The organism is Streptomyces sp. NPDC031426 (assembly GCF_055581585.1).
Window position 1 is genome coordinate 59,040 of the sequence record NZ_JBVIJE010000031.1, and the last position, 21,199, is coordinate 80,238.

At 73.1% G+C, this 21,199-nt stretch carries 20 protein-coding genes; 11 read left to right on the top strand and 9 right to left on the bottom strand.

Features of this window, described 5'->3' with window-relative positions:
* The first annotated feature begins 4 nt into the window (after positions 1-4).
* On the top strand, positions 5-1,360 hold the full coding sequence (locus ACZ5NH_RS38370; RefSeq protein ID WP_468782052.1) for an SGNH/GDSL hydrolase family protein: 1,356 nt from the start codon (positions 5-7) through the stop codon (positions 1,358-1,360).
* On the opposite strand, the gene ACZ5NH_RS38375 is transcribed toward ACZ5NH_RS38370, so the two are convergent.
* From ACZ5NH_RS38375 to ACZ5NH_RS38385, 3 genes are read right to left on the bottom strand one after another with little or no spacing between them, the layout of a single operon-like run.
* On the bottom strand, positions 1,281-1,634 hold the full coding sequence (locus ACZ5NH_RS38375) for a UBP-type zinc finger domain-containing protein (RefSeq protein WP_468782054.1): 354 nt from the start codon (positions 1,632-1,634) through the stop codon (positions 1,281-1,283). The genes ACZ5NH_RS38370 and ACZ5NH_RS38375 overlap by 80 nt on opposite strands.
* Positions 1,631-3,091, bottom strand: coding sequence for an ATP-binding protein (locus tag ACZ5NH_RS38380; protein WP_468782056.1), 1,461 nt, complete (start codon positions 3,089-3,091; stop codon positions 1,631-1,633). Before ACZ5NH_RS38380 ends, ACZ5NH_RS38375 begins: the two co-directional genes overlap by 4 nt.
* A 16-nt stretch (positions 3,092-3,107) precedes the next feature.
* A complete protein-coding gene (locus ACZ5NH_RS38385) occupies positions 3,108-4,784 on the bottom strand; it encodes an NAD(P)/FAD-dependent oxidoreductase (protein WP_388634364.1) in 1,677 nt (558 codons plus the stop codon).
* Positions 4,785-5,021: 237 nt separating this feature from the next.
* Here ACZ5NH_RS38385 and ACZ5NH_RS38390 point away from each other — a divergent pair, with 237 nt between their 5' ends.
* Positions 5,022-5,888 (top strand): universal stress protein, encoded by an 867-nt coding sequence (locus ACZ5NH_RS38390; protein WP_468782058.1) that lies wholly within the window; start codon positions 5,022-5,024, stop codon positions 5,886-5,888.
* A 1-nt stretch (position 5,889) separates the two neighbouring features.
* On the opposite strand, the gene ACZ5NH_RS38395 is transcribed toward ACZ5NH_RS38390, so the two are convergent.
* The 3 genes from ACZ5NH_RS38395 to ACZ5NH_RS38405 form a co-directional block, all read right to left on the bottom strand.
* Positions 5,890-7,125 carry a DUF4032 domain-containing protein gene (locus ACZ5NH_RS38395; RefSeq protein WP_388634369.1) on the bottom strand — a complete coding sequence of 412 codons (1,236 nt, stop codon included), beginning with the start codon at positions 7,123-7,125 and terminating at the stop codon, positions 5,890-5,892.
* A 31-nt stretch (positions 7,126-7,156) separates the two neighbouring features.
* Positions 7,157-7,903, bottom strand: coding sequence for an MBL fold metallo-hydrolase (locus ACZ5NH_RS38400; RefSeq protein ID WP_388634372.1), 747 nt, complete (start codon positions 7,901-7,903; stop codon positions 7,157-7,159).
* 78 nt (positions 7,904-7,981) lie between these two features.
* Positions 7,982-8,611: an alpha-ketoglutarate-dependent dioxygenase AlkB gene (locus ACZ5NH_RS38405; protein WP_468782060.1), complete on the bottom strand. Its 630-nt coding sequence runs from the start codon at positions 8,609-8,611 to the stop codon at positions 7,982-7,984.
* A 104-nt stretch (positions 8,612-8,715) separates the two neighbouring features.
* On the opposite strand from ACZ5NH_RS38405, the gene ACZ5NH_RS38410 reads away from it, so the two are divergent.
* Both ACZ5NH_RS38410 and ACZ5NH_RS38415 read left to right on the top strand, forming a co-directional pair.
* Positions 8,716-9,387, top strand: a complete 672-nt coding sequence (locus tag ACZ5NH_RS38410; protein WP_451557370.1) for a TetR/AcrR family transcriptional regulator — start codon at positions 8,716-8,718, stop codon at positions 9,385-9,387.
* 57 nt (positions 9,388-9,444) lie between these two features.
* On the top strand, positions 9,445-11,118 hold the full coding sequence (locus ACZ5NH_RS38415; RefSeq protein WP_468782062.1) for an FAD-binding dehydrogenase: 1,674 nt from the start codon (positions 9,445-9,447) through the stop codon (positions 11,116-11,118).
* Between the two features lie 2 nt (positions 11,119-11,120).
* On the opposite strand, the gene ACZ5NH_RS38420 is transcribed toward ACZ5NH_RS38415, so the two are convergent.
* Positions 11,121-11,468 carry a DUF488 domain-containing protein gene (locus ACZ5NH_RS38420; RefSeq protein ID WP_468782064.1) on the bottom strand — a complete coding sequence of 116 codons (348 nt, stop codon included), beginning with the start codon at positions 11,466-11,468 and terminating at the stop codon, positions 11,121-11,123.
* Between the two features lie 159 nt (positions 11,469-11,627).
* Between ACZ5NH_RS38420 and ACZ5NH_RS38425 the strand changes: the two genes are divergently transcribed.
* The 5 genes from ACZ5NH_RS38425 (at position 11,628) to ACZ5NH_RS38445 (ending at position 17,576) form a co-directional block, all read left to right on the top strand.
* Entirely contained in the window at positions 11,628-13,037 is a 1,410-nt protein-coding gene (locus tag ACZ5NH_RS38425; protein WP_468782066.1) for a M1 family metallopeptidase, read from the top strand.
* A 42-nt stretch (positions 13,038-13,079) separates the two neighbouring features.
* On the top strand, positions 13,080-13,829 hold the full coding sequence (locus ACZ5NH_RS38430) for a L,D-transpeptidase family protein (RefSeq protein ID WP_468782068.1): 750 nt from the start codon (positions 13,080-13,082) through the stop codon (positions 13,827-13,829).
* Positions 13,830-13,840: 11 nt separating this feature from the next.
* The gene (locus tag ACZ5NH_RS38435; protein WP_468782070.1) at positions 13,841-14,545 is read left to right on the top strand and encodes a response regulator; all 705 of its coding nucleotides are present in this window, start codon (positions 13,841-13,843) and stop codon (positions 14,543-14,545) included.
* A gap of 677 nt (positions 14,546-15,222) precedes the next feature.
* The gene (locus ACZ5NH_RS38440) at positions 15,223-17,058 is read left to right on the top strand and encodes a sensor histidine kinase (protein ID WP_468782103.1); all 1,836 of its coding nucleotides are present in this window, start codon (positions 15,223-15,225) and stop codon (positions 17,056-17,058) included.
* Between the two features lie 68 nt (positions 17,059-17,126).
* Entirely contained in the window at positions 17,127-17,576 is a 450-nt protein-coding gene (locus ACZ5NH_RS38445) for a DUF6098 family protein (RefSeq protein ID WP_468782072.1), read from the top strand.
* Positions 17,577-17,599: 23 nt separating this feature from the next.
* On the opposite strand, the gene ACZ5NH_RS38450 is transcribed toward ACZ5NH_RS38445, so the two are convergent.
* Together ACZ5NH_RS38450 and ACZ5NH_RS38455 are read right to left on the bottom strand one after the other, a co-directional pair.
* A complete protein-coding gene (locus ACZ5NH_RS38450) occupies positions 17,600-17,851 on the bottom strand; it encodes a WhiB family transcriptional regulator (RefSeq protein ID WP_468782074.1) in 252 nt (83 codons plus the stop codon).
* Between the two features lie 364 nt (positions 17,852-18,215).
* A complete protein-coding gene (locus tag ACZ5NH_RS38455) occupies positions 18,216-19,103 on the bottom strand; it encodes a LysR family transcriptional regulator ArgP (protein ID WP_468782076.1) in 888 nt (295 codons plus the stop codon).
* Between the two features lie 66 nt (positions 19,104-19,169).
* On the opposite strand from ACZ5NH_RS38455, the gene ACZ5NH_RS38460 reads away from it, so the two are divergent.
* On the top strand, positions 19,170-19,787 hold the full coding sequence (locus ACZ5NH_RS38460) for a LysE/ArgO family amino acid transporter (protein WP_468782078.1): 618 nt from the start codon (positions 19,170-19,172) through the stop codon (positions 19,785-19,787).
* 109 nt (positions 19,788-19,896) lie between these two features.
* Positions 19,897-21,198, top strand: a complete 1,302-nt coding sequence (locus tag ACZ5NH_RS38465; protein ID WP_468782105.1) for an MFS transporter — start codon at positions 19,897-19,899, stop codon at positions 21,196-21,198.
* The last annotated feature ends 1 nt before the right edge of the window (position 21,199 follow it).

Sequence of the window (21,199 nt, forward strand, 5' to 3'; positions counted from 1 at the left end):
CGCGATGACCGGCCGGTTCGGACGCGTCCGCCGCGTCGCCGCCGTCCTGCTCATGGCCGTCGTCTGCCAGTCCGCGCCCGGCCGGGCGGCCGCTCTGCCCGCGTCCGCCGAGCATGCCTCAGGGGTCGTCACCTGGGCGGCGAGCGCCGACCGCCTGGGCGAGGGCACCGCCGGACAGGACTACCGGATGATCGTGCGCACCAGCGTCGGCGGCGACGATCTGCGCGTCCGCCTGAGCAACGCCTTCGGTGACCGGCCGCTGACCGTGGACGGCGTCTACGCCGGAGTGCGCGGCGAGGGAGCCGCCCTGCGGCCGGGCAGCAACCGCCGGCTGACCTTCGGCGGCGCCCGTACGGTCGTCGTCCCGGCCGGTGCCACCGCCTGGAGCGATCCGCGGTCAGGCCGGCTGCGCCCCGGCACCGATCTGGTGGTCAGCCTGCACACCCCGGCCGCGGCAGGACCGGCGACCGGTCACGGGCTGGCGATGCAGACCTCCTACACCGGCCAGGGCGACCACACCGCCGAGGAGAGCGCGACCGACTGGACGCAGACCACCGGATCCTGGTGGTACCTCGACGCCGTGTCCGTACGTCCGTCCCGCGGCGCCGGCGCGGCCGTGGTCGCGCTCGGCGACTCCCTCACCGACGGCTGGCACTCCACCGTGGACCTGGACCGCCGCTGGCCCGACTACCTGGCGCGGCGCCTGAACACCGCCCGCGCGGCCGTCCGGGGCGTCGCCGACGAAGGCGTCTCGGGCAACCAGGTGCTCGCCGACGGCGCCGGGCAGAGCGCGCTGCACCGGCTGGACCGGGACGTGCTGTCCCTGCCCGGAGTGCGCACCGTCTTCCTCTTCGAGGGCGTGAACGACCTCAAGGCGCACACCGGCGTCACCGCGCAGGACCTGATCGCCGGGTACCGGAAGATCGCCGAGCGGGTGCACGCGGCGGGGAAGTGCGTGGTCGCCGCGACCATCGGCCCCTTCGAAGGCTGGCCCGAATGGGACCCGGCCGCCGAGGCCGTACGCCGGGAAGTGAACCGGTTCATCCGCACCAGCGGGGTGTTCGACGCGGTCAGCGACTTCGACCGCGCCCTGCGCGGCCCCCACGACTCCGCACGGCTGCTGCCGTTCCTCGACGGCGGTGACCACCTCCACCCCGACGACAACGGCATGCGGGCGCTGGCCGACGCCGTCGACCCCGGCAGCCTCGACTGCCCCCGCTCACCGGCGCTCCGGCCGGCTCACCGTGCCCGACTGGAACGCCCGGAGGGGGCGGGGGCACTCAACCCCGCAGCATCTCCGCCCAGTTCTCCGGCACCCGCCCGGCAGGACCCGGCACCGGCTGTTCGGCGGGGTGACTGACGGGCGGGGCCAGCTGCGGACCCGAGGCGTACATCTCGTCCGTCGCGTAGTCCCAGAACCACTCCTCGCCCGGCTCGAAGCTCCGGATCACCGGATGCCCCGTGGCGTGGTAATGCGCGGTGGCATGCTTCGCGGGGGAGTCGTCGCAGCAGCCGATGTGCCCGCACTGCGCGCACCGGCGCAGATGGAACCACCAGCCGCCGGCCTCCTCGCACTCCACGCATCCCGGACCGCTGGGCGGGACGCCCGGGTCGACTCCGTCGACAGTGGTCATGCGATTTCCTCCACTTCCTCCGCCGGCGTCTCGGCGGTCAGCGGCAGCAGCACCTGGAAGCGGGTGTCGCCGGGCACCGACTCCACGCGCAGGCTGCCGTGGTGCTTGTTGACGACGATCCGCCAGGAGATGTCCAGGCCCAGCCCGGTTCCCTCGCCGACCGGTTTGGTGGTGAAGAACGGGTCGAAGATCCGGTCCTTGATCTCGGGCGGGACACCGGGCCCGGTGTCCTGGAACTCCACCAGCAGCCGCTCGTGGTCGAGCGCGGTCCGCACGGTCAACCTGCCCGTGCCGCCGGCGCTGTTGATGGCCGACACCGCGTTGTCGATCAGGTTGGTCCACACCTGGTTCAGCTCCGCCGGATAGGCGGGCACCGGCGGGAGCGTGCGGTCGTACTCCTTCACGACCTCGACACCGGGGCCGATCTTGCCGGACAGCATCAGCAGGGTGCTGTCGAGGAGTTCGTGCACGTCCACCACGCGGTAGGGCGCCCGGTCCAGCTGCGAGTACTGCTTGGCCGCGTCGACGAGATGCGAGACCCGGGTGGTGGAGTCCTCGATCTCGTTCATCAACAGTTCGGTCTCGATGGTGTAGTTGAGCCAGCCGATCGCACCGGCCAGGATCTCCTCGTCCACGGCCGCCGCTACCTGCTCCAGCCAGTCGACGTCGAGGCCGGCCTGCACGAAGGTGGGCGCCACCTGCCAGCCGGAGTCGATGCCGTGGTCGTCCAGCCAGTCGCTGAGCAGGTCCTCCCGGTCGGCGGTCTCCATCGGACTGAGCACGGGGGCCTTGGCGACCCGTTCGGCGGTGCGCTCCTGGATCTCGATCAGGCTCGCCAACACGTCACGGGAGAAGGGGCCTTCGGCGATCACGGCGAGCTTGCGGCGCATCTTCGCCACCCGTTCGCGGAGCGTGGCCGTCGCCCGTACGGCCGCCGCGGCGGGGTTGTTCAGCTCGTGCGTGAGCCCCGCCGACAGCGAACCCAGCGCCAGCAGCCGCTCCTGCTGCCCGACCGCCGCCTGGGTGCGCTTCGCCCCGAAGAACAGGCCCTCCAGCAGATGCACGGCCATCGGGAACCACTCGGTCATGACGTCCGCGAAGATGTCCGCCGGCAGCACGAAGAACCGCGACGGTTCCGTCACCCGCATCGAGTTGTTGTAGGCCTGCCGCACCCGGTCGCCGAGATAGGCCTGCATCGCGCCCGCGTACACCCCGCGCTGCGAGGTGCGGCTGACCTCCACATCGTCGCCACCGACCCGGCGGGAGAGCACCGCCGTCCCCTCGATCATCACGAAGAAGCAGGTGGCCGGGTCGCCTTCGGTGTACACCGGGCCGGGCTGGAACAGCTCGATCCGCCCCTCGGCGCACAACCGGCCCAACTGTTCGGGACTCAGCTTCTCGAAGAGGAACAGCGAGCCGATCTCCTTGGGATTGCACGGCATGATCTGCCCGCTCATGACTGCTCCAGATCGTTCATGACTGTTCCAGATACCGGTGGACGAGCATCACGGCCATGGCCCCCTCGCCGACGGCGGACGCGACCCGCTTGGCGGACTCGGCACGGGCGTCACCCGCCACGAACACGCCGGGCACGCTGGTCTCGAGGTGGTACGGCGGCCGGTCCAGCTCCCAGCCGGCCGGCGGCCGCCCGTCGGCGGTCAGATCGGGCCCGGCCAGGATGAACCCGCGCTCGTCGCGCAGCACCGCGTCGCCCAGCCAGTCGGTCAGCGGGGCGGCGCCGATGAACACGAACATCCAGTGCGCGTCGACCCGTTCGGTCTCCCCGGTCACGGTGTCACGCAGCGTCAGCTGCTCCAGGCGGTCCGCGCCGTGCGCCGCGTCCACCACGGTGTGCGGGCGCACCGAGATGTTCGGCGCCTCGTTGATCTGCTGGATCAGGTAGTGCGACATGGAGGCCGACAGGTCGGGTCCGCGCACCAGCAGGGTCACCGACTTCGCGCCCCGGGAGAGATACATCGCGGCCTGGCCCGCCGAGTTGGCGCCGCCGACGATGTAGATGTCCTGCCCCTGGCAGGAGGCGGCCTCGGTCAGCGCCGAACCGTAGAACACCCCGCAGCCGGTCAGGTCCACGCAGCCGACGGCCTCCAGCTGCCGGTACTGGACGCCGGTCGCGAGGATCACGCTGTGCGCGGCGATCGCCGTGCCGTCCGCGAACCGTACGACCCGGGCGGCGCCGTTGACCTCCAGTCCGGTCACCTCGCGGGTGGTGAGGATCTCCGCGCCGAACTTGGCCGCCTGCCGACGCGCCCGGTCGGTGAGCTGGGCGCCGGAGACACCGTCGGGGAAGCCCAGGTAGTTCTCGATCCGGGAGCTCTGCCCGGCCTGCCCGCCGGTCGCCGACCGCTCCACCAGCACGGTCCTGAGCCCCTCGGAGGCTCCGTACACGGCCGCACCGAGCCCGGCCGGCCCGCCGCCGATCACGATCAGGTCGTAGAAGTCGGCCGTCGGCATGGTCGCCAGTCCCACTCGCGCGGCCAGTTCCGGCGCCTCGGGCTCGACCAGCGTGGTGCCGTCCGGCGTGATCACCAGCGGCAGCCGCCGCCCGTCCTGCCCGGCGGCCGCGAGCAGCCGCTGCCCCTCGGGTTCCTCCACGGAGTACCAGCGGTACGGCACCTGGTTGCGGGCGAGGAACTCGCGCACGTCCGACGATCGCGCCGACCAGCGGTGCCCGACGACCTTGGTGCTGGGCACGGGCCGGTAGGCGCTGGTGCGCCAGGCCTGCAGCAAGTCGTCCAGGACCGGGTAGAGCTTCTCCTCCGGCGGGTCCCAGGGCTTGAGCAGATAGTGGTCCAGATCGACCACGTTGATCGCGTCGATCGCCGCGTTGGTGTCCGCGTACGCGGTCAGCAGCACCCGGCGCGCACCCGGGTACACGTCCAGCGCCAGTTCCAGGAACTCGATGCCGTTCATCTGCGGCATGCGGTAGTCGGCCAGGATCACCGCCACCAGGTCGCCGCGCAGCTTCAGCTCGCGCAGGGCCTGGAGCGCGGACTCGCCGGACTCCGCGCGCACGATCCGGTACGACTCGCCGTAGCGCCGCCGCAGATCGCGGGCGACGGCACGGGAGACCCCCGGGTCGTCGTCCACGGTCAGGATGACGGTCCGCGCTGCGTCGGCGGCCTGTGCCATACGTCTCCCCACCCCGGGCGTCGGTTCCACGGCTCGGGGTCGTGGGGACCACCGCACCGGTTCGCAGCCATCGTATGTTCGATCCCGCCGGCTCGCCCTGGGATACGTCGGGCAGTGCGCGCAGACCGGCCCGGGGACCGCCGACGGCTCGTGGAGGAGGTCGTCGTGCGCGTGCGCGACCGTGACCGATAGTGGGCACCAGCACCACGAGAGCGGCGACGACGAGGAGGCCCGCGCATGACACGCCCGATCACGGCAGGTGTGGACGGCACCGAGGAGAGCCTGGCCGCGCTGGACTGGGCGGGCCGGGAGGCCGTACGCCGTGGGCTGCCGCTGCGCGTGGTGCACGCCTGGCGGTACGCCGAGTCGCTCCCCACCGCCGACCGGAACACCCAGCGCGGATGGGTGTCGGAAGGGGTGGCGGAGGCCGTGCGGGCCGTCGCCGAGCGGCATCCGGAGCTGGACGTGGGCGTCGACGTGGTCGAGGGCGAGCCCGTGCACGCGCTGGCCCGTGCCGCGGCGGACGCGCAGATGCTGGTGCTGGGCTCGCGCGGGCAGGGGCCCGTCCTCGGTTTCCTGCTGGGCTCGGTCGGCCAGCAGGTGATCGCCGAGGCGACCCGGCCGGTGGTCCTGGTGCGCGCCGGGGACCGGCCGGCGGCCGAGGCCGCCGGGCGGGACGTCGTCGTCGGCCAGCACGGCAACCCGGAGGACAGCGCGGCCGCCCTGCGGTTCGCGTTCGAGACGGCGGCGGCCCGCGGCGCGGCCGTCCGGGCCGTCCGGGCGTGGACCCTGCCACCGGTCTTCGCCTACAGCCCCGGCTCGCTCAAGCTCCTCGACGACGCGGGCGGCCTCGAACCCTACGAGAAGCAGGCCCTGACGGAGGCGCTCGGGCCGTGGCGGGAGCGGTTCCCCGAGGTGCCCGTGGCCGAGCAGGTCGAGATGGGCAGCGCGGGCCAGGTGCTGCTGTCGGTGGCCGGCCGGGCCCAGCTGATGGTCGTCGGGCGCCGGGCGCACCGTACGGCCGTGGGCGCCCGGATCGGCTCGGTCGCGCACGGGATGCTGCACCACGCCGAGTGCCCGGTCGCCGTGGTCCCGCACGAGTGAGCTACTCGGCCTCGGTCGGCTCCAGGCCGGCCCGCGCCGTGGGCAGGACGTTCTCGATGTAGTCCTTGACGGCCGTGTCGAGGCCTATGTCGTGCTGGGCGCGCTCGGACAGGTACCAGCGGTGTTCGAGGAGTTCGTGGTAGATCTCGGCCGGGTCCATCGAGCCACGCAGCTGAAGCGGTACGGCCCGCACGGTGGGCCGGAACACGTCCCGCACCCAGCGGTGGGCCAGCACCTCCGGGCGGGCGGCGAGGGGGTCGCCCGGGGCGTAGTCGTCCTGGGTGGCCATCCAGCTCTCCAGGTCGTTCAGCAGCCGCCGCGCCTGGTTCTCCTCCGTGTCCAGGCCGGTCAGCCGCAACAGCTGCCGTTGGTGGTGTCCGGCGTCGACGACCTTCGGCACGAAGGTGACCGTGTCGCCGTTCGAGGAGTGCTCGATCTGCATCTCGGCCACGTCGAAACCGAGGTCGTTCAGCCGGCGGATCCGGCGTTCGATGTAGTGGTACTTGCCCGCCGGGTACACCGAGGTGCGGGTCAGCTCCTGCCACAGGCCCTGGTACCGGGTGCAGATCTCGTGCCCGAACTCCACCGGGTCCACGGACGGGTGCAGCGCACCGGACGCCTCCAGGTCCAGCAGCTCCCCGCTGATGTTCACCCGGGCCAGATCAAGGTCGTACTCCCGCTGCCCGGGGCTCAGCCGCGGGTGCAGGTCGCCGGTCTCGGCGTCGACCAGATAGGCGGCGTAGGCGCCCGCGTCCCGCCGGAACAGGGTGTTGGACAGCGAGCAGTCGCCCCAGGCGAACCCGGCCAGGTGCAGCCGGACCAGCAGCACGGCGAGGGCGTCCATCAGCCGGTGCATGGTCGCCGGGCGCATGGTCGTCTCGAACATCGAGCGGTACGGCATCGAGCCGCGCAGATGCCGGGTGATCAGCACCGGCTCCAGCGGGGCGCCCGAGCGGTCGGTGCGGCCGGTGACCACGGCGAGGGGGTCGACGGCGGGGATGCCGAGCCGGTCCAGGTCGCGCAGCAGCTGGTACTCGCGCAGTGCGGGGCGCTCGGCGAGCTCCTTGACGGCGATCACCTCGTCGCCGGCGTGCGCGTACCGCACGACGTGCCGGGAGATGCCCCTGGGGAGCGGCACGAGGTACTCCTCGGGCCACTCCTCCAGGGGCACGTCCCAGGGCAGGGCGAGCAGGAGCGCGGGGTGCTCCGGGTTCGTGGCGCTGATCTGCAAGGCCATGGCACGAACCCTAAGGCCCCGTGCGGGTGTTCTAGGAGGCCCGGTCCCGGGCCTGCTCGGCCGCCGCGCGCACCGAACCCCGGTGGACCGGCCCGTGGCCCGGCAGCAGGGTGTCGCCGTCCAGCGCGCCGATCGTCTCCAGGGAGGCCACGACCCCGGCCCGCTCGTGGTGGAAGAAGTCGAGCAGGATCTGCGGCCCCTTGACCCGCGAGGTCGCATGGCCGCTGACCAGGGCGTCGCCGGAGATGACGATGCCCGCGTCGGGGAGGTGGTAGACGCAGTGGCCGCCGGTGTGGCCCGGGGTGTGCACGGGCACGGGGCGGCCGGGCAGGTCCAGCGGCCCCTCGCCGGGGAACGGCTCGGGAGCGGTGACGGGGTTGTGGTCGGTGCCGCCGACGCGGATCACATGGGCCGCCCAGGGAAGGACGCCCGGCCGCCAGGCGTTGCGCACCACGTCGCCGATGGCGGCCTGCTGCAGGAAGTCCCGTCGCGCGTGCGGCACTTCGGCCGGGTGCAGATACACGGGGGTGCCATGGGTGGCGCGCAGGTACTCGGCCGAGCCCAGATGGTCGTTGTGCGCGTGGGTGATCAGCACGGCGGCGACCGCCTCCGGTGAACTGCCCACCTCGGCGAGGGATTCGAGGACTCCCTGGCGGTCTCCCGGATAGCCGGTGTCCACCAGGGTGACGGCGTCCCCGTCCTTCAGGATCACCCAGTTGACGTGGTTGCCGTGCACCAGATGGATGCCGTCGGCGACTTGGTGTACCTCTGCCCGCATGATCTCCCCGAACCCTGTGCGGCTGACCGTCCGGGACAGCCAACCAGATGTGCCGGTGCCCCGCACCGGCGGGGCGCGTCACTGCACGCCGTGCGGCCGGAACTGGATGCTGATGCGCGGCCCCGCGGCCCGGGCGGTCTTCGGCACGCAGTGCTCCCAGGTCCGCTGGCAGGAGCCGCCCATCACGATCAGGTCGCCGTGACCGAGCGGCCGCCGCAGCGTCGTACCGCCGCCGCCCACCGGACGCAGCAGCAGGTCCCGGGGCGCGCCCACCGAGAGAATCGCGACCATGGTGTCCTCGCGGGCACCCCGCCCGATCCGGTCCCCGTGCCAGGCCACGCTGTCCCGGCCGTCCCGGTAGAAGCACAGCCCGGCGGTCGTGAACGGCTCGCCCAGCTCCTCGGCGTAGTGCCGGGACACGGCGTCACGGGCCTCGTCCAGCACCGGATGGGGGAGCGGGTCGTGCGCCGCGTAGAAGGCCAGCAGGCGCGGCACGGCCACCACGTTGTCGTACATCTTGCGGCGCTCCGCGCGCCATGGCACGTCCGCCGCCAGTTTCTCGAACAGGGCGTCGGCCCCGCTCAGCCAGCCCGGCAGGACGTCGATCCAGGCGCCGGCGCCCAGCTCGGTCCGGCGCAGCCCGTCCAGCGGTCCGAGCCGCGGCTCGTCGGTCTGGTCGAACAGGGAGCCCTGGAGTTGCGTGGACATGAACCCAGCGTACTCCTTAATCGAAAGCATGTTCCCTTGTGCTTGCCTGAGGGCATCCGGCTGCGTCACGCCCCTTTCGATACACCGGTGTATCCGATACGTTCATGTATCGAACTTCGGAGGTGGCTGCTGCCATGGAGGAGACGGCCAAGCGCGTCACCCGGCGCCGGGTCCGCACCCGGGCCAGGCTGCTGCAGGCCGCGTTCGAGGTGTTCGCCGCCAAGGGCTTCGGGCGCGTCTCCATCGAGGAGGTCTGCGAGGCGGCGGGCTTCAGCCGTGGCGCCTTCTACTCGAACTTCGCCACGCTGGACGAGCTGTTCTTCGCGCTCTACCAGGAGCGCGCCGAGCTCATCGCCTCCCAGGTGACCGAGGCGCTCTCCCAGGACGGGCCCGGACTCGACGTGCCGACGGCCGTCGACCGTGTCACCGAGGTACTGCTGCTCGACGTGGACTGGCTGCTGGTCAAGACCGACTTCCTGGTGCACGCCGCCCGCGACCCCGAGACCGCCCGGGCCCTCCTCGACCACCGCGCCCGGCTCCGCGAGGCGGTCGCCGACCGGCTCTTCCGGGCCCGCGGCAACACCGAACTGCCCGCCGTGCTCGGCGACGTGGACGGCGCCGCGCACGCGGTGGTCGCCGCGTACGACGGCGTCACCGTCCAGCTGCTGCTGGACAAGGACGTCGAGGCCGCCCGGGCCTGGCTCAAACAGCTCATCACCGCCCTGCTCACGGACGGCAGCACCCCGCACGGCCCCGGCGCGGCCACCCCCGCATGACCCCGCACCGGCCCGCACGACCCCCGCAAGAGGACTTCCAGGAAGGACACAGTCACGATGGACGCGGACGTCATCGTCGTCGGAGCGGGCCTCGCCGGCCTGGTCGCGGCGCATGAACTCACCGGCCGGGGCCGCCGGGTGGCCCTGGTCGACCAGGAGAACGCGAACAACCTCGGCGGACAGGCGTTCTGGTCCTTCGGCGGGCTCTTCCTCGTCGGCTCGCCGGAGCAGCGCCGCCTCGGCATCAAGGACTCCTTCGACCTCGCCTGGAACGACTGGCAGGGCAGCGCGCAGTTCGACCGGCTCGACGACGAGGACTCCTGGGCGGTGCGCTGGGCCCGCGCCTATGTCGAGTTCGCGGCCGGCGAGAAGCGGTCCTGGCTCAAGGGACACGGCATCGAGCTGCTGCCGACCGTCGGCTGGGCCGAGCGCGGCGACCTCAGGGCGACAGGGCACGGCAACTCGGTACCCCGCTTCCACATAGCCTGGGGCACCGGCACCGGCGTGGTCGAGCCGTTCGTGAAGTACGCCCGCCAGGCCGCCCGGGACGGACTGCTGACCTTCCACCACCGCCACCGGGTCGACGAGCTGGTCATCGCGGACGGCACCGCGCGCGGAGTGCGGGGCACCGTCCTGGCCGAGGACCGCTCGCCGCGCGGAGTCGCCTCCAACCGCGACCGCGCCGGCGACTTCGAACTCACCGCCCAGGCGGTCGTCGTCACCACCGGCGGCATCGGCGCCGACCACGACATCGTCCGCCGCTACTGGCCCGCCCGGCTCGGCACCCCGCCGGCCGAGATGGTCACCGGCGTCCCGGCCTACGTCGACGGCCGGATGCTCGACATCAGCGCCGAGGCCGGTGTCCGGCTGGTGAACCGGGACCGCATGTGGCACTACACCGAGGGCCTGCAGAACTGGGACCCGATCTGGCCCGGTCACGGCATCCGCATCCTGCCCGGACCGTCCTCCATCTGGCTGGACGCCCTCGGCCGCCGGCTGCCCGACCCCTGCCTGCCGGGCTACGACACCCTCAGCACCCTCAAGTACCTGCGCACCACCGAGGACATCGCCGGGTACGACCACTCGTGGTTCATCCTCAGCCGGAAGATCATCGAGAAGGAGTTCGCGCTCTCCGGCTCCGAACAGAACCCCGACATCACCGCCAAGGACCGCAGGGGCGTCCTGCGCGACCGGCTGGTCGGCAAGGGCGCGCCCGCACCGGTCAAGGCCTTCCTCGACAAGGGCGCGGACTTCGTGACCGCGGGCAACCTGGAGCAGCTGGTCGGGAAGATGAACGCGCTGACCGACAAGCCGCTGCTGGACGCGACCGAGGTGCGCCGCCAGATCGAGGCCCGGGACCTGCAGATGGCCAACCCCTACAGCAAGGACTCCCAGATCCAGGGCATCCGCAACGCCCGCCGCTACATCGGGGACCGGCTGGGCCGGGTCGCCGCCCCGCACCGCATCCTCGACCCCGCCGCGGGCCCCCTCATCGGCGTCCGGCTGCATGTGCTGACCCGCAAGACCCTCGGCGGCATCCAGACCGACCTCGACTCCCGCGCCCTGGCCGCCGACGGTACGCCGATCGAGGGTCTGTACGCGGCGGGCGAGGTGGCGGGCTTCGGCGGTGGCGGGGTGCACGGCTACAACGCGCTGGAGGGCACCTTCCTCGGCGGCTGCCTGTTCTCCGGCCGGGCCGCGGGCCGGCACGCGGCCGAGCACACCGGCTGACGTCAGCCCTTCAGCAGCTCCAGCAGGACCTGCGCGTGGCTCTGCTCCGGCGTCTTGGACGCGGTCAGCAGGGTCACGCGCTTGCCGCGGGCCGCCTTGCGCAGGCCGTCCAAAAGCTCGGCGGCCTCCGGAGCGTCGAGCTCCGCCTCGTAGCGGCCCCTGAACTCCTCGTAGGAGCCGCCCCCGTGGAACCACTTGCGCAGTTCGTCGGACGGCGTGAGCGCCTTCGGCCACTCGTCCACCCGGGCCGCGTCCTTGGCCAGGCCGCGCGGCCACAGCCGGTCGACCAGGACGCGCAGGCCGTCGTCGGCCTCGGGCGGGTCATAGATGCGGCGCACACGCACGCTCACGGTCGGGCCCCTCTCGGGTCGCGGACGGTCCAGCGAGCGTACTGCGGCTGCCCCCGGCCACCCGGTCACGACGCGGGGCGAGATGACCTGAACAAGACAGTAACCGGGCGCTCGCCACCCCTACTCTGTATCACCCGCCACTTCCTCCAGGAGCCGCATGTGACGCCACCCGGCAGACAGCACCTCCGACGCCCTACCGCGGTCCTCGCCACCGTCCCCGTCGCCCTCGCGGCACTCGTCGGCGCCGCCGGACCCACGGCGCCGGGAACGGCCGGCGCCCCCGGCGCGGGCGACCCCTACTTCCCGCTCAGCGGCAACGGCGGCTTCCACGTCCGGCACTACGACCTCACGCTCCGATACGACACATCCTCCCGGCATCTCGACGGCAGGGCCGTCCTCGACGCCCGCGCCACCCAGCACCTCGGCCGCTTCGACCTCGACCTGAAGGGCCTGAAGGTCACCGGCGTCACCGTCGACGGCACGCCCGCGGCGTTCCGGCGCGACGGCCAGGAACTCGTCGTCACACCGCGCCACACCCTGCCCGCAGGCCGGGGGTTCCGGGTCACCGTCAGCTACGACGGCACCCCGAGACCGGTCACCGACCCCGACGGCAGCGCGGACGGCTGGATACCCACCGACGACGGCGCCTTCGTCGCCGGCGAGCCCCAGGGGGCGATGACCTGGTTCCCCGCGAACAGCCACCCCAAGGACAAGTCGTCGTACGACATCACCGTCACCGTCCCCCAGGGGCGCACGGCCGTCTCCAACGGCATGCTGCTCGGACAGCGCACCGAGCACGGCCGGACGACCTTCCACTGGCGCGAGACCCGGCCGATGGCCGCCTACCTGGCCACCGTCACCGTCGGGGCCTTCAAGGTCGAGCAGTACACCACCCACGACGGCATCCGCGTGTACAACGCCGTCGACCCGCGCGAGGCGAACGCGGCCGCACCGGTGCTGAGGAAGCTGCCGTCCGTACTCGCCTGGGAGAGCAAGCTGTTCGGGCCGTACCCGTTCCGCTCCGCCGGTGCGATCGTCGACCACGCCCCGGCCGTCGGCTACGCCCTGGAGACCCAGACCCGGCCGCTCTACGACTCCGCGCCCGACATCGGCACCCTCGTCCACGAGAGCGCCCACCAGTGGTTCGGCGATTCCGTCTCGCTGACGGCCTGGAAGGACATCTGGCTCAACGAGGGCTTCGCCACCTACGCCGAGTGGCTGTACACCGAGCAGCACGGCGGCGACAGCGCCCAGAAGACCTTCGACGCCCTCTACGCCCGCCCGGCGAGCGACCACCTGTGGGCCTTTCCGCCCGGCGACCCGGGCAGCGGCAAGAACATCTTCGACACGCCCGTCTACGCCCGCGGCGCCATGACCCTGCACGAACTGCGCAAGGCCGTCGGCGACCGGGACTTCTTCCGCATCCTGCGCGCCTGGTCGGCCGCACACCGCGACGGCCATGGCACGACGGCCCAGTTCACACAGCTGGCGGAGCGGATCTCGGGGAAGCGTCTGGACGGGCCGTTCCACACCTGGCTGTTCACGAAGGGCAAGCCGAACAGCGCCTGAACCCTTACCGGTTCCAAACATGTGTCGGCCAGAGTCGACACCATGATCCATCGCAGAACCGCCGTCGCCGTCCTCGCCTCCCCGCTGCTGCTCACCGGCTGCGGCGGCGGAGCCGAGGCGACCGAGCGCCGGACACCCCCCACCGGCCCGGCACCCACCGCCGCGCCCACCCCCGCGGTTCAGGCGGAGCAGGCGCGCCAGGGCATACCAGGTCTCGGCCCTGCCAGGTCGGCGGCCATACCCGACCGCTGCGAGCAGGCCGTCGTGGTCACCGGGCGCGGCATGGACTCCCCGCTCTGCACGGTCGTCCTGCACCAGCGGACCGCCGCCGGCTGGCAGTCCGGCCCCGTCTGGCCCGGCCACAACGCCCTGCGCGGCTGGAGCGCCCACCACGTGCTGGGTGACCTGCGCTCCCCGCTCGGCGTCTACACCCTTTCCGACGCCGGCGGCCTGCTCGCGGACCCCGGCAGCAAGCTCCCGTACCATCGGTCCGGCGGTTTCCACTCGCCGGGTACCGGCTTCGAGGGCGAACCGCTCGAAGGCTGCTTCGACTACGTCATCGCGATCGACTACAACCGCGAGCCCGGCACCTCCCCGCTCGACTGGACCCGGCCGCTCGGCCCGAAGCGCGGCGGCGGAGTGTGGCTGCACGTCGACCACGGCGGACCCACCCACGGCTGTGTCAGCCTCGCCAAGGCCCACATGAGGGAACTGCTGCGCACCCTCGACCCGGAACGGCATCCGGTCGTCGTCATGGGGTACGCCGACTGGCTCGCCGCCTCGGCCGCCTAGGATCCGAACTCGTGTGCGCACATGTACTGGTCGCCGAGGACGACGAGAAGCAGGCCGAACTGATCCGCCGCTCCCTGCTGGCCGAGGGACACTCCGCCACGGTGGTGCACGACGGCGCCGCCGCGCTGGAGGCGGCCCGCCGTCTCCAGCCCGACCTCGTCGTCCTGGACCTGATGCTCCCGGTCCTCGACGGCTTCGGCGTGTGCCGGGCGCTGCGCGGCGGCGCGGACCCGGAGATACCGGTGGTCATGCTCACCGCCCGCGCCGCCGAGGACGATCTGCTGCTCGGCCTCGAACTGGGCGCCGACGACTACATGACCAAGCCGTACAGCCCGCGCGAGCTGATGGCCCGGATCCGTACGGTGCTCAGGCGCAGCGGGCGCGGCGTCGCCACCCGGGACGAGGACCCCGTGGTCCGGGCGGGCGGGATCAGCGTCGATCCCGTACGGCACGAGGTGCGCTGCGACGGTGCGACGGTGGACTGCACGCCCGCCGAGTTCCAGATCCTGCTGGCCATGGCCGCGGAACCGGAACGGGTGTTCACCCGGCGGCAGTTGCTGCAGTACACCCGCGGCTTCGACCGGGCCTCGACCGAGCGGGCCGTCGACGTGCACATCATGAACCTGCGCCGCAAGATCGAGACCGACCCGCGCCGCCCGGTACGGCTGCTGACCGTGTTCGGCGTCGGCTACAAGCTGAGCGGCACCCGGCCATGAGGCGTGGGGGCGGCGTCGGCGTGGCGTGGGTCGGCCGGAGTGGGGTGAGAGGCGCGCGTGCGGCGTGCGCGCCGGGTGGGCGGTGTCCCTGAGACTACGGAGGCTTCGAGAAGGGCGGAGACGCGTGATGCGCCGGCAGGTCCGGGCTCGAGCGGCGCCGTGGGATGTCGGTGGGCCCGAGTTGGGCGGAGGCTTGTGAGGTGTCGGCTGGTCCGGGTTGGGTGGCGGCGTCGTGGGATGTGGGCTGGTCCGAGTTGGGCGGAGGCTTGTGAGGTGTCGGCTGGTCCGGGTTGGGTGGCGGCGTCGTGGGATGTCGGTGGGCCCGAGTTGGGCGGAGGCTTGTGAGCTGTCGGTGGGGCCGGGAGGGGTGGCGGCCCCGAGCTGGGCGGAGGTTCGTGAGGCGTCGGCAGGTAGGGGATGGGTGGCGGCGTCGTGAGATGTCGGTGGGGCCGGGAGGGGTGGCGGCCCCGAGCTGGGCGGAGGTTCGTGAGGCGTCGGCAGGTAGGGGATGGGTGGCGGCGTCGTGAGATGCCGGCGGGCCCGGGAGGGGTGGGGGTGCCCGTGAGATACCGGCAGGTTCGAGACGGGCGGAGGCATCCGTGAGGCGCCGACCGCTGCGGGTCCGGCCCGGCGCGCCCGTACAGCCAGGGCAGGGGGGCGCGGGCCCGCAGGCGCCGGTGAGGCGGTGGATCCCGCTGCGCAAGCGGCTTCTCGTCCGGCTGCTGTCCGTCTCCGCCCTGATCGCGGTCTGCTCGGTGGCCGCCACCGCCTGGCTCGCGGTGACCACCACCACCAGCGCCCTGAAGGAGGAGCAGGGCCAGGACCTCGCGGCCGACAACCGCATCCTGGCCCGGCTCAGCGGGTACGCCGCCACCCACTCCGACTGGACGGACGTCCGCCGCACCGTCCGGCAGCTGGCCGCCGAGACCGGACGCCGGATCGCGCTCACCACCGCCGACCGCACCCTCGTCGCCGACTCCGCGCCCCGCGGCACCCCGCTGCCGCCCCGGCCCGCCGCCACCGTCGACCCGCTGCGCACCGACACCTACAGCGAGACCGGCGCCCAGCTCAGCGGCATCGACCCGCGCGTGGTCGGCCCCTACCTGCTCCCGGCGAAGGAGCGCGCGAATCTGGACGCGCTGGCCGCCAAGCGCAGGCAGTGCTACGAGCGTTACGGCCTCCAGCCCGGCATGGTCCGCACGGCGAGCGGGCGGCCCGTCGTCACCCTCCCGGACGGCACCGACCCGGCCGGCTACGGCGCGGCGGTGTGCGAGGACGGGCTGCTCAACACGCCCACACCGACGGAGCGCAAGGCCCTGGCCGACCTCACCGACCTCGCCCGGCCGTGTCTGAAACAGGCCGGCCTGGACCTCGGCGGGCAGCTCTTCCTCACCTACGACCCCAGCGGCAAGGACCCTTTCGGCGGCGGCTACCTGGTCGCCAAGTACGCCAGGGCGGGCAGGGCGGCGACGGCGCGGGCGGCCCAGCACTGCATCCTGACCGCCCGGCGCACCCAACTGGAGCCCTATGTCGCCCCGGTGGCCGACCTGTTCCTCGGCATCGGCGACCAGAACCCCTCCCGCTTCGACATGTCTCCGGCCAACAAGGCCAAGGTGATCGGCGCCGCCGGACTGGTCCTCGCCGTCACCGTCGCCGTCACCGCCCTCGTCGCCGTCCGGCTGGTACGGCCGCTGCGCGCGCTGACCGAGGCCGCCCAGCAGCCGCCCGACCTGCACGTGCGGGTGCCGGTGACGACCCGGGACGAGACCGGCATCCTCGCCGAGGCCTTCAACGACCTGACCGAGCGCCGCGCCCGCCTGGAGGCCCAGCGCAAGGCGATGGTCAGCGACATCGCGCACGAGCTGCGCAGCCCGCTCACCAACATCCGCGGCTGGCTGGAGGTCGTCCGCGACGGAGTCGTCGAGCCCGACCCGCCCCTGCTGGACTCGCTGCACGAGGAGGCGCTCGTCCTCCAGCGGATCATCGACGACCTCCAGGATCTCGCCGCCGCCGACGCCGGCACCCTGCGGCTGCACCGCGAGCCGCTGCGGGCCGGCGAGCTGCTGGACCAGGTCGCCGCCGCCCACCGGGTCGCAGCCGGAGCCGCCGGGGTCGCCCTGCGCACCGAGGCCGACGCCGGCGCCTGGCTCGACGCCGACCCGGTGCGGATGCGGCAGGCTCTCGGGAACCTGGTCTCCAACGCGCTGCGGCACACCCCCGCCGACGGCACGGTCACGCTCGCCGCCCGCCGGGACGGCGCGGACGTCGTGCTGACCGTGACCGACACCGGCACGGGCATCGCGCCCGAGGACCTGCCGCACGTCTTCGACCGGTTCTGGCGCGCCGAGAAGTCCCGCAGCCGCCGTACCGGTGGCAGCGGCCTGGGCCTGCCGATCGTGCGTCACCTGCTCGCCGCCCACGAAGGCACGGCCGAGGCCGCGAGCGAGCCCGGCGGGGGCGCGGTCTTCACCCTGCGGCTGCCCGCGGCCGGCCCACCCGCGGACCCCACCTGATCGTCTCCGATTCCCCGCGCGCACCAGGGGTACTCCGGTCGCGCGGCGCAGTCGAAGGAGATCAGGCCATGAGCACACCGGAGGACCTGCCGGTCGTGTCCACGCTCGCCGAGCTGGCCCGCCTGGTGGACGAGCAGCAGGGCCTGTACGTCCGCTGGTCCCTGGGGCCCGGCACCGACCTCGCCGAGGTCTCCAGCACCGACGACCTCACCGGCGTACCCATGCCCGGGCTGTCCGCCAGTCCGCTCGACGTCGAACGCTGGTGGGCGGACCGGTCGGTGGAGCTGTGGGTGGCCCGCCGTCTCTACGACTACGCGCACCTGCCGCACGACAAGGGGCCCGGTGTACGTCCCTGGGTCCTGCGGGGCCGGGAGGCCGGCCGGGGCCCCGACAACGAGCCGCTCGTCACCGATGCCGAGCCGCTGTGCTGGATCGCGGACGAGGTGACCGACGCGGCGAAGGAGCAGGTGGCCCGGCAGGAACGGGAGTGGGGCACGCTGCGCCGCGGTGGCAGCTGAGGCCCGGACCGCGCACGCCGGGGTCAGCCGGAGCGCGGCCGGGAGCGGACCGGGCGGTGCAGGGCCCGGCGCTCCGACTCGGTCGTCCCGCCCCAGATGCCGATGCCCTGGCCGGTTCCCAGCGCCCAGTCCAGGCACTCCTCCCGGACGGGGCACCGGCCGCAGACCGCCTTGGCGCGCTGGGTCTGCACCTGCGCCGGACCGGTGGTGCCGATGGGGAAGAACAGGTCGGGATCCTCGCGACGGCACGCGGCATGGTCGCGCCAGTTGTCCATGGAAGTCTCCTGGATCCGATCGAAGTCGTCCGTGCCTGTCGAATGCGTACTGCGGCTTCGGGTGACCGGTCGGGGCGGTGTGAAACGGCGTGTGCGACAGGGGGATCGTGCGACGACCGCGATCCGGCCACGGGCGCGCGTACGGTCCGCGGCGAGCCGTGCGCGCTCAACGGGCCGGGAACGGGGCGGACGGACCACCGGGCCGTGGGCACCCGTGCCCGACCGGGCACCGGGGGCGCGGAGTTGGGGGCGGGAACCGGCCGGGACCGCCGTCCGCCGCGCCACCGCCCGACCACCGTACTCCGCAGGGCCCTTCCGTCGGGGCGGAACGAATAAAACGTCAACGGATGAACGTGTCCGGCCGTCAGCGGCGCAGTGCCTCGGCCGCAGTCGCCGTCACCGCCGCGGCGAGCGCGGCCAGCGCGGGGGAGTCCAGCCTCCACTGCTGCCAGTACAGCGTGACGTCCATCCACTCCCCGGGCGCGAGAAGCACCAGCCGGTCCTGCGCCAGCAGCGGACCCGCCTGGACCTCCGGCACCATGCCCCAGCCGAGTCCGGCGGCGACCGCGTCCAGGAAGCCCTCCGAGGTGGGCACGAGGTGCCTGAGCGGGCCGGCGGAGCCGCGGCCCAGCCGGCGTACGAAGGCGTCCTGGAAGTCGTCCTTGCGGTCGAAGACCACGACGGGGGCCTCGGGCAGCGCCTCCGGCAGCGGCCGCCCGCCGAGGTGGGCCGTGGTGAACTCCGGTGCGGCGACCGGCAGATACCGCATCCGGCCGAGCGGCCGGACCGTGCAGCCCGGCACCGGATCGGCGGCGGTGGTCACCGCCGCCATCACCAGACCCTCGCGCAGCAGGGCCGCGGTGTGGTCCTCGTCCTCCCGGTGCAGTTCGAAGCAGAGCCCCGCCACCCGCGTCAGCGCCGGCAGGAACCAGGTCGCCAGCGAGTCCGCGTTCACCGCCACCGACACCCGCGTCGGCTCCCCGGCGCCGCTCAGCCCGAGTTCGCCCCAGGCGTCCCGTTCCAGCCGGGCGAGCTGCCGGGCGTACCGCACCAGCACCGCGCCCGACTCCGTCGGCCGCACCGGCTTGGTGCGCTGCAGCAGCACCCGGCCGGTGCGCTGTTCGAGCGCCTTGACCCGCTGGCTGACCGCCGACGGGGTCACATGCAGGGCGGCCGCGGCGGCGTCGAAGGTGCCCTCGTCCACCACGGCGAGCAGGGTCCGCACCTGCTCCAGGGGAAGCTCGGTCATCACAAGCGCTAAGGGTACGTAAGAATCTTTAGCTGTACTTGCGGGGCACCGGCTTCTTAGGTTCGAGGCATGAACCACGCCCTGACCGCCGCGGCCGCCGGATTCGGCACCGGCCTCTCCCTGATCGTCGCCATCGGCGCCCAGAACGCCTTCGTCCTGCGGCAGGGGGTGCGCCGGGACGCGGTCCTCGCCGTGGTGGGCATCTGCGCCCTGTCCGACGCGGTGCTCATCGCGCTCGGCGTCGGCGGGGTGGGCGCGGTCGTGGTGGCGTGGCCGGGCGCGGTCCGGGCCGTCGGGATCACCGGCGGTCTCTTCCTGCTCTGCTACGGCGTCCTCGCCGCCCGCCGGGTGCTCGGACCGGGCGCGGCCGGCCTGAGCACCGAGGGCGAGGCCGCGGGCTCCCGGCGCCGGGCGGTGCTCACCTGTCTGGCGATGACCTGGCTGAACCCGCACGTCTACCTGGACACGGTGTTCCTGCTCGGCTCCCTCGCCGCCGACCGGGGCGCGCTGCGCTGGACCTTCGGGCTCGGCGCCGCGCTCGCCAGCCTGTGCTGGTTCGCCGCCCTGGGCTTCGGCGCCCGGCTGCTCGGCCGCTTCCTGGTCCGGCCGACGGCGTGGCGGGTCCTGGACGGCCTGGTAGCCGTCACCATGCTGGCGCTGGGGGCCACGCTCATGGCCGGATCCTGAGGCCGGATGCCGAGCAGAACCCGTTCGGTGTGCACAGGGACTGCCGAGATAGTTAGGCTCTCGAATCGAAAAGATGCAGCGAGCAACCTCCATCGGCAACAGGACACCCGTGGACACCAGCGAGAGCAGCAGCACCACCGAATCCGGCGCCGCGCCGGACGCCGCCGCGCCACCCCGGCGCGGCTGGCGCCGCTGGGCGATGGACACCCGTCCACTCAGCATCCCGGCCTACCGGCGCCTGTGGACGTCGACCATCGTCACCGCCGTCGGCAGCCAGCTCACCGCCGTGGCCGTGCCCAAGCAGGTCTACGACGTCACGCACTCCTCGGCGTGGGTCGGCTACGCGAGCCTGGCCGGACTCGTGCCGATGGTGGCGTTCGCGCTGTGGGGCGGCGCGGTCGCCGACACCGTGGACCGCCGCAAGCTGCTGCTGGTCACCAACACCGGTATCGCGGTCACCTCGCTGCTGTTCTGGGCCCAGGCCGTCACCGGGACGGACTCCGTCGCCGTCCTCATGGTGCTGCTCGCGTGCCAGCAGGCGTTGTTCGGCCTCAACTCCCCGGCCCGCAACGCCTCCATCGCCCGGCTGGTCCCCGCCGAGCAGTTGCCCGCCGCGGGCGCGCTCGGCTCCACCGTGATGCAGACCGGCATGGTCGCCGGGCCGCTGCTCGCCGGTGTGCTGATCCCGGTCATCGGGCTGCCCGAGCTGTACCTCATCGACGCGGTGGCGCTGTGCGTGACCGTGTGGGCCGTCTTCCGGCTGCCCGCGCTGCCCCCGCTCGGCGCGGCCGCCGCCCGCCGGGCCGGGGTGCGTGAAATCGCCGCCGGGTTCAGGTACATCTCCCGGCACAAGGTCCTGCTGCTGTCCTTCCTCGCCGACATCGTCGCCATGGTCCTCGGCATGCCCCGCGCCCTGTTCCCGCAGCTCGCGGCGCAGACGTACCACTCCTACGGCGAAGGGCTCGCGCTCGGTGTGCTGTTCGCCGGCATCCCCGTCGGCGCGGTGCTCGGCGGCCTGTTCTCCGGGGTGTTCTCCCGGGCCCGCCGGCACGGCTGGATGGTCGTCGGGGCGGTCGTCGGCTGGGGCGTGGCCGTCGCGGGGTTCGGGCTGAGCCGCAATCTCTGGGTGGCCCTGGCCTTCCTCGCCGCGGCCGGTGTCGCCGACATGGTCTCGATGGTCTTCCGCGGCGCGATCCTCCTGTCGGCCGCGACCGACGAGATGCGCGGCCGGATGCAGGGCGTGTTCACGGTGGTCGTCGCGGGCGGGCCGCGCCTGGCCGACGTACTGCACGGCACGGCCGGCTCGGCCTTCGGCCCGCGCGCCGCGGTGGCGGGCGGTGGCGCGCTGGTGGTCGTGGTGATGCTGGCCCTGGCCGCCGCCGTACCGGCGCTGCGCCGCTACCGGATCTGAG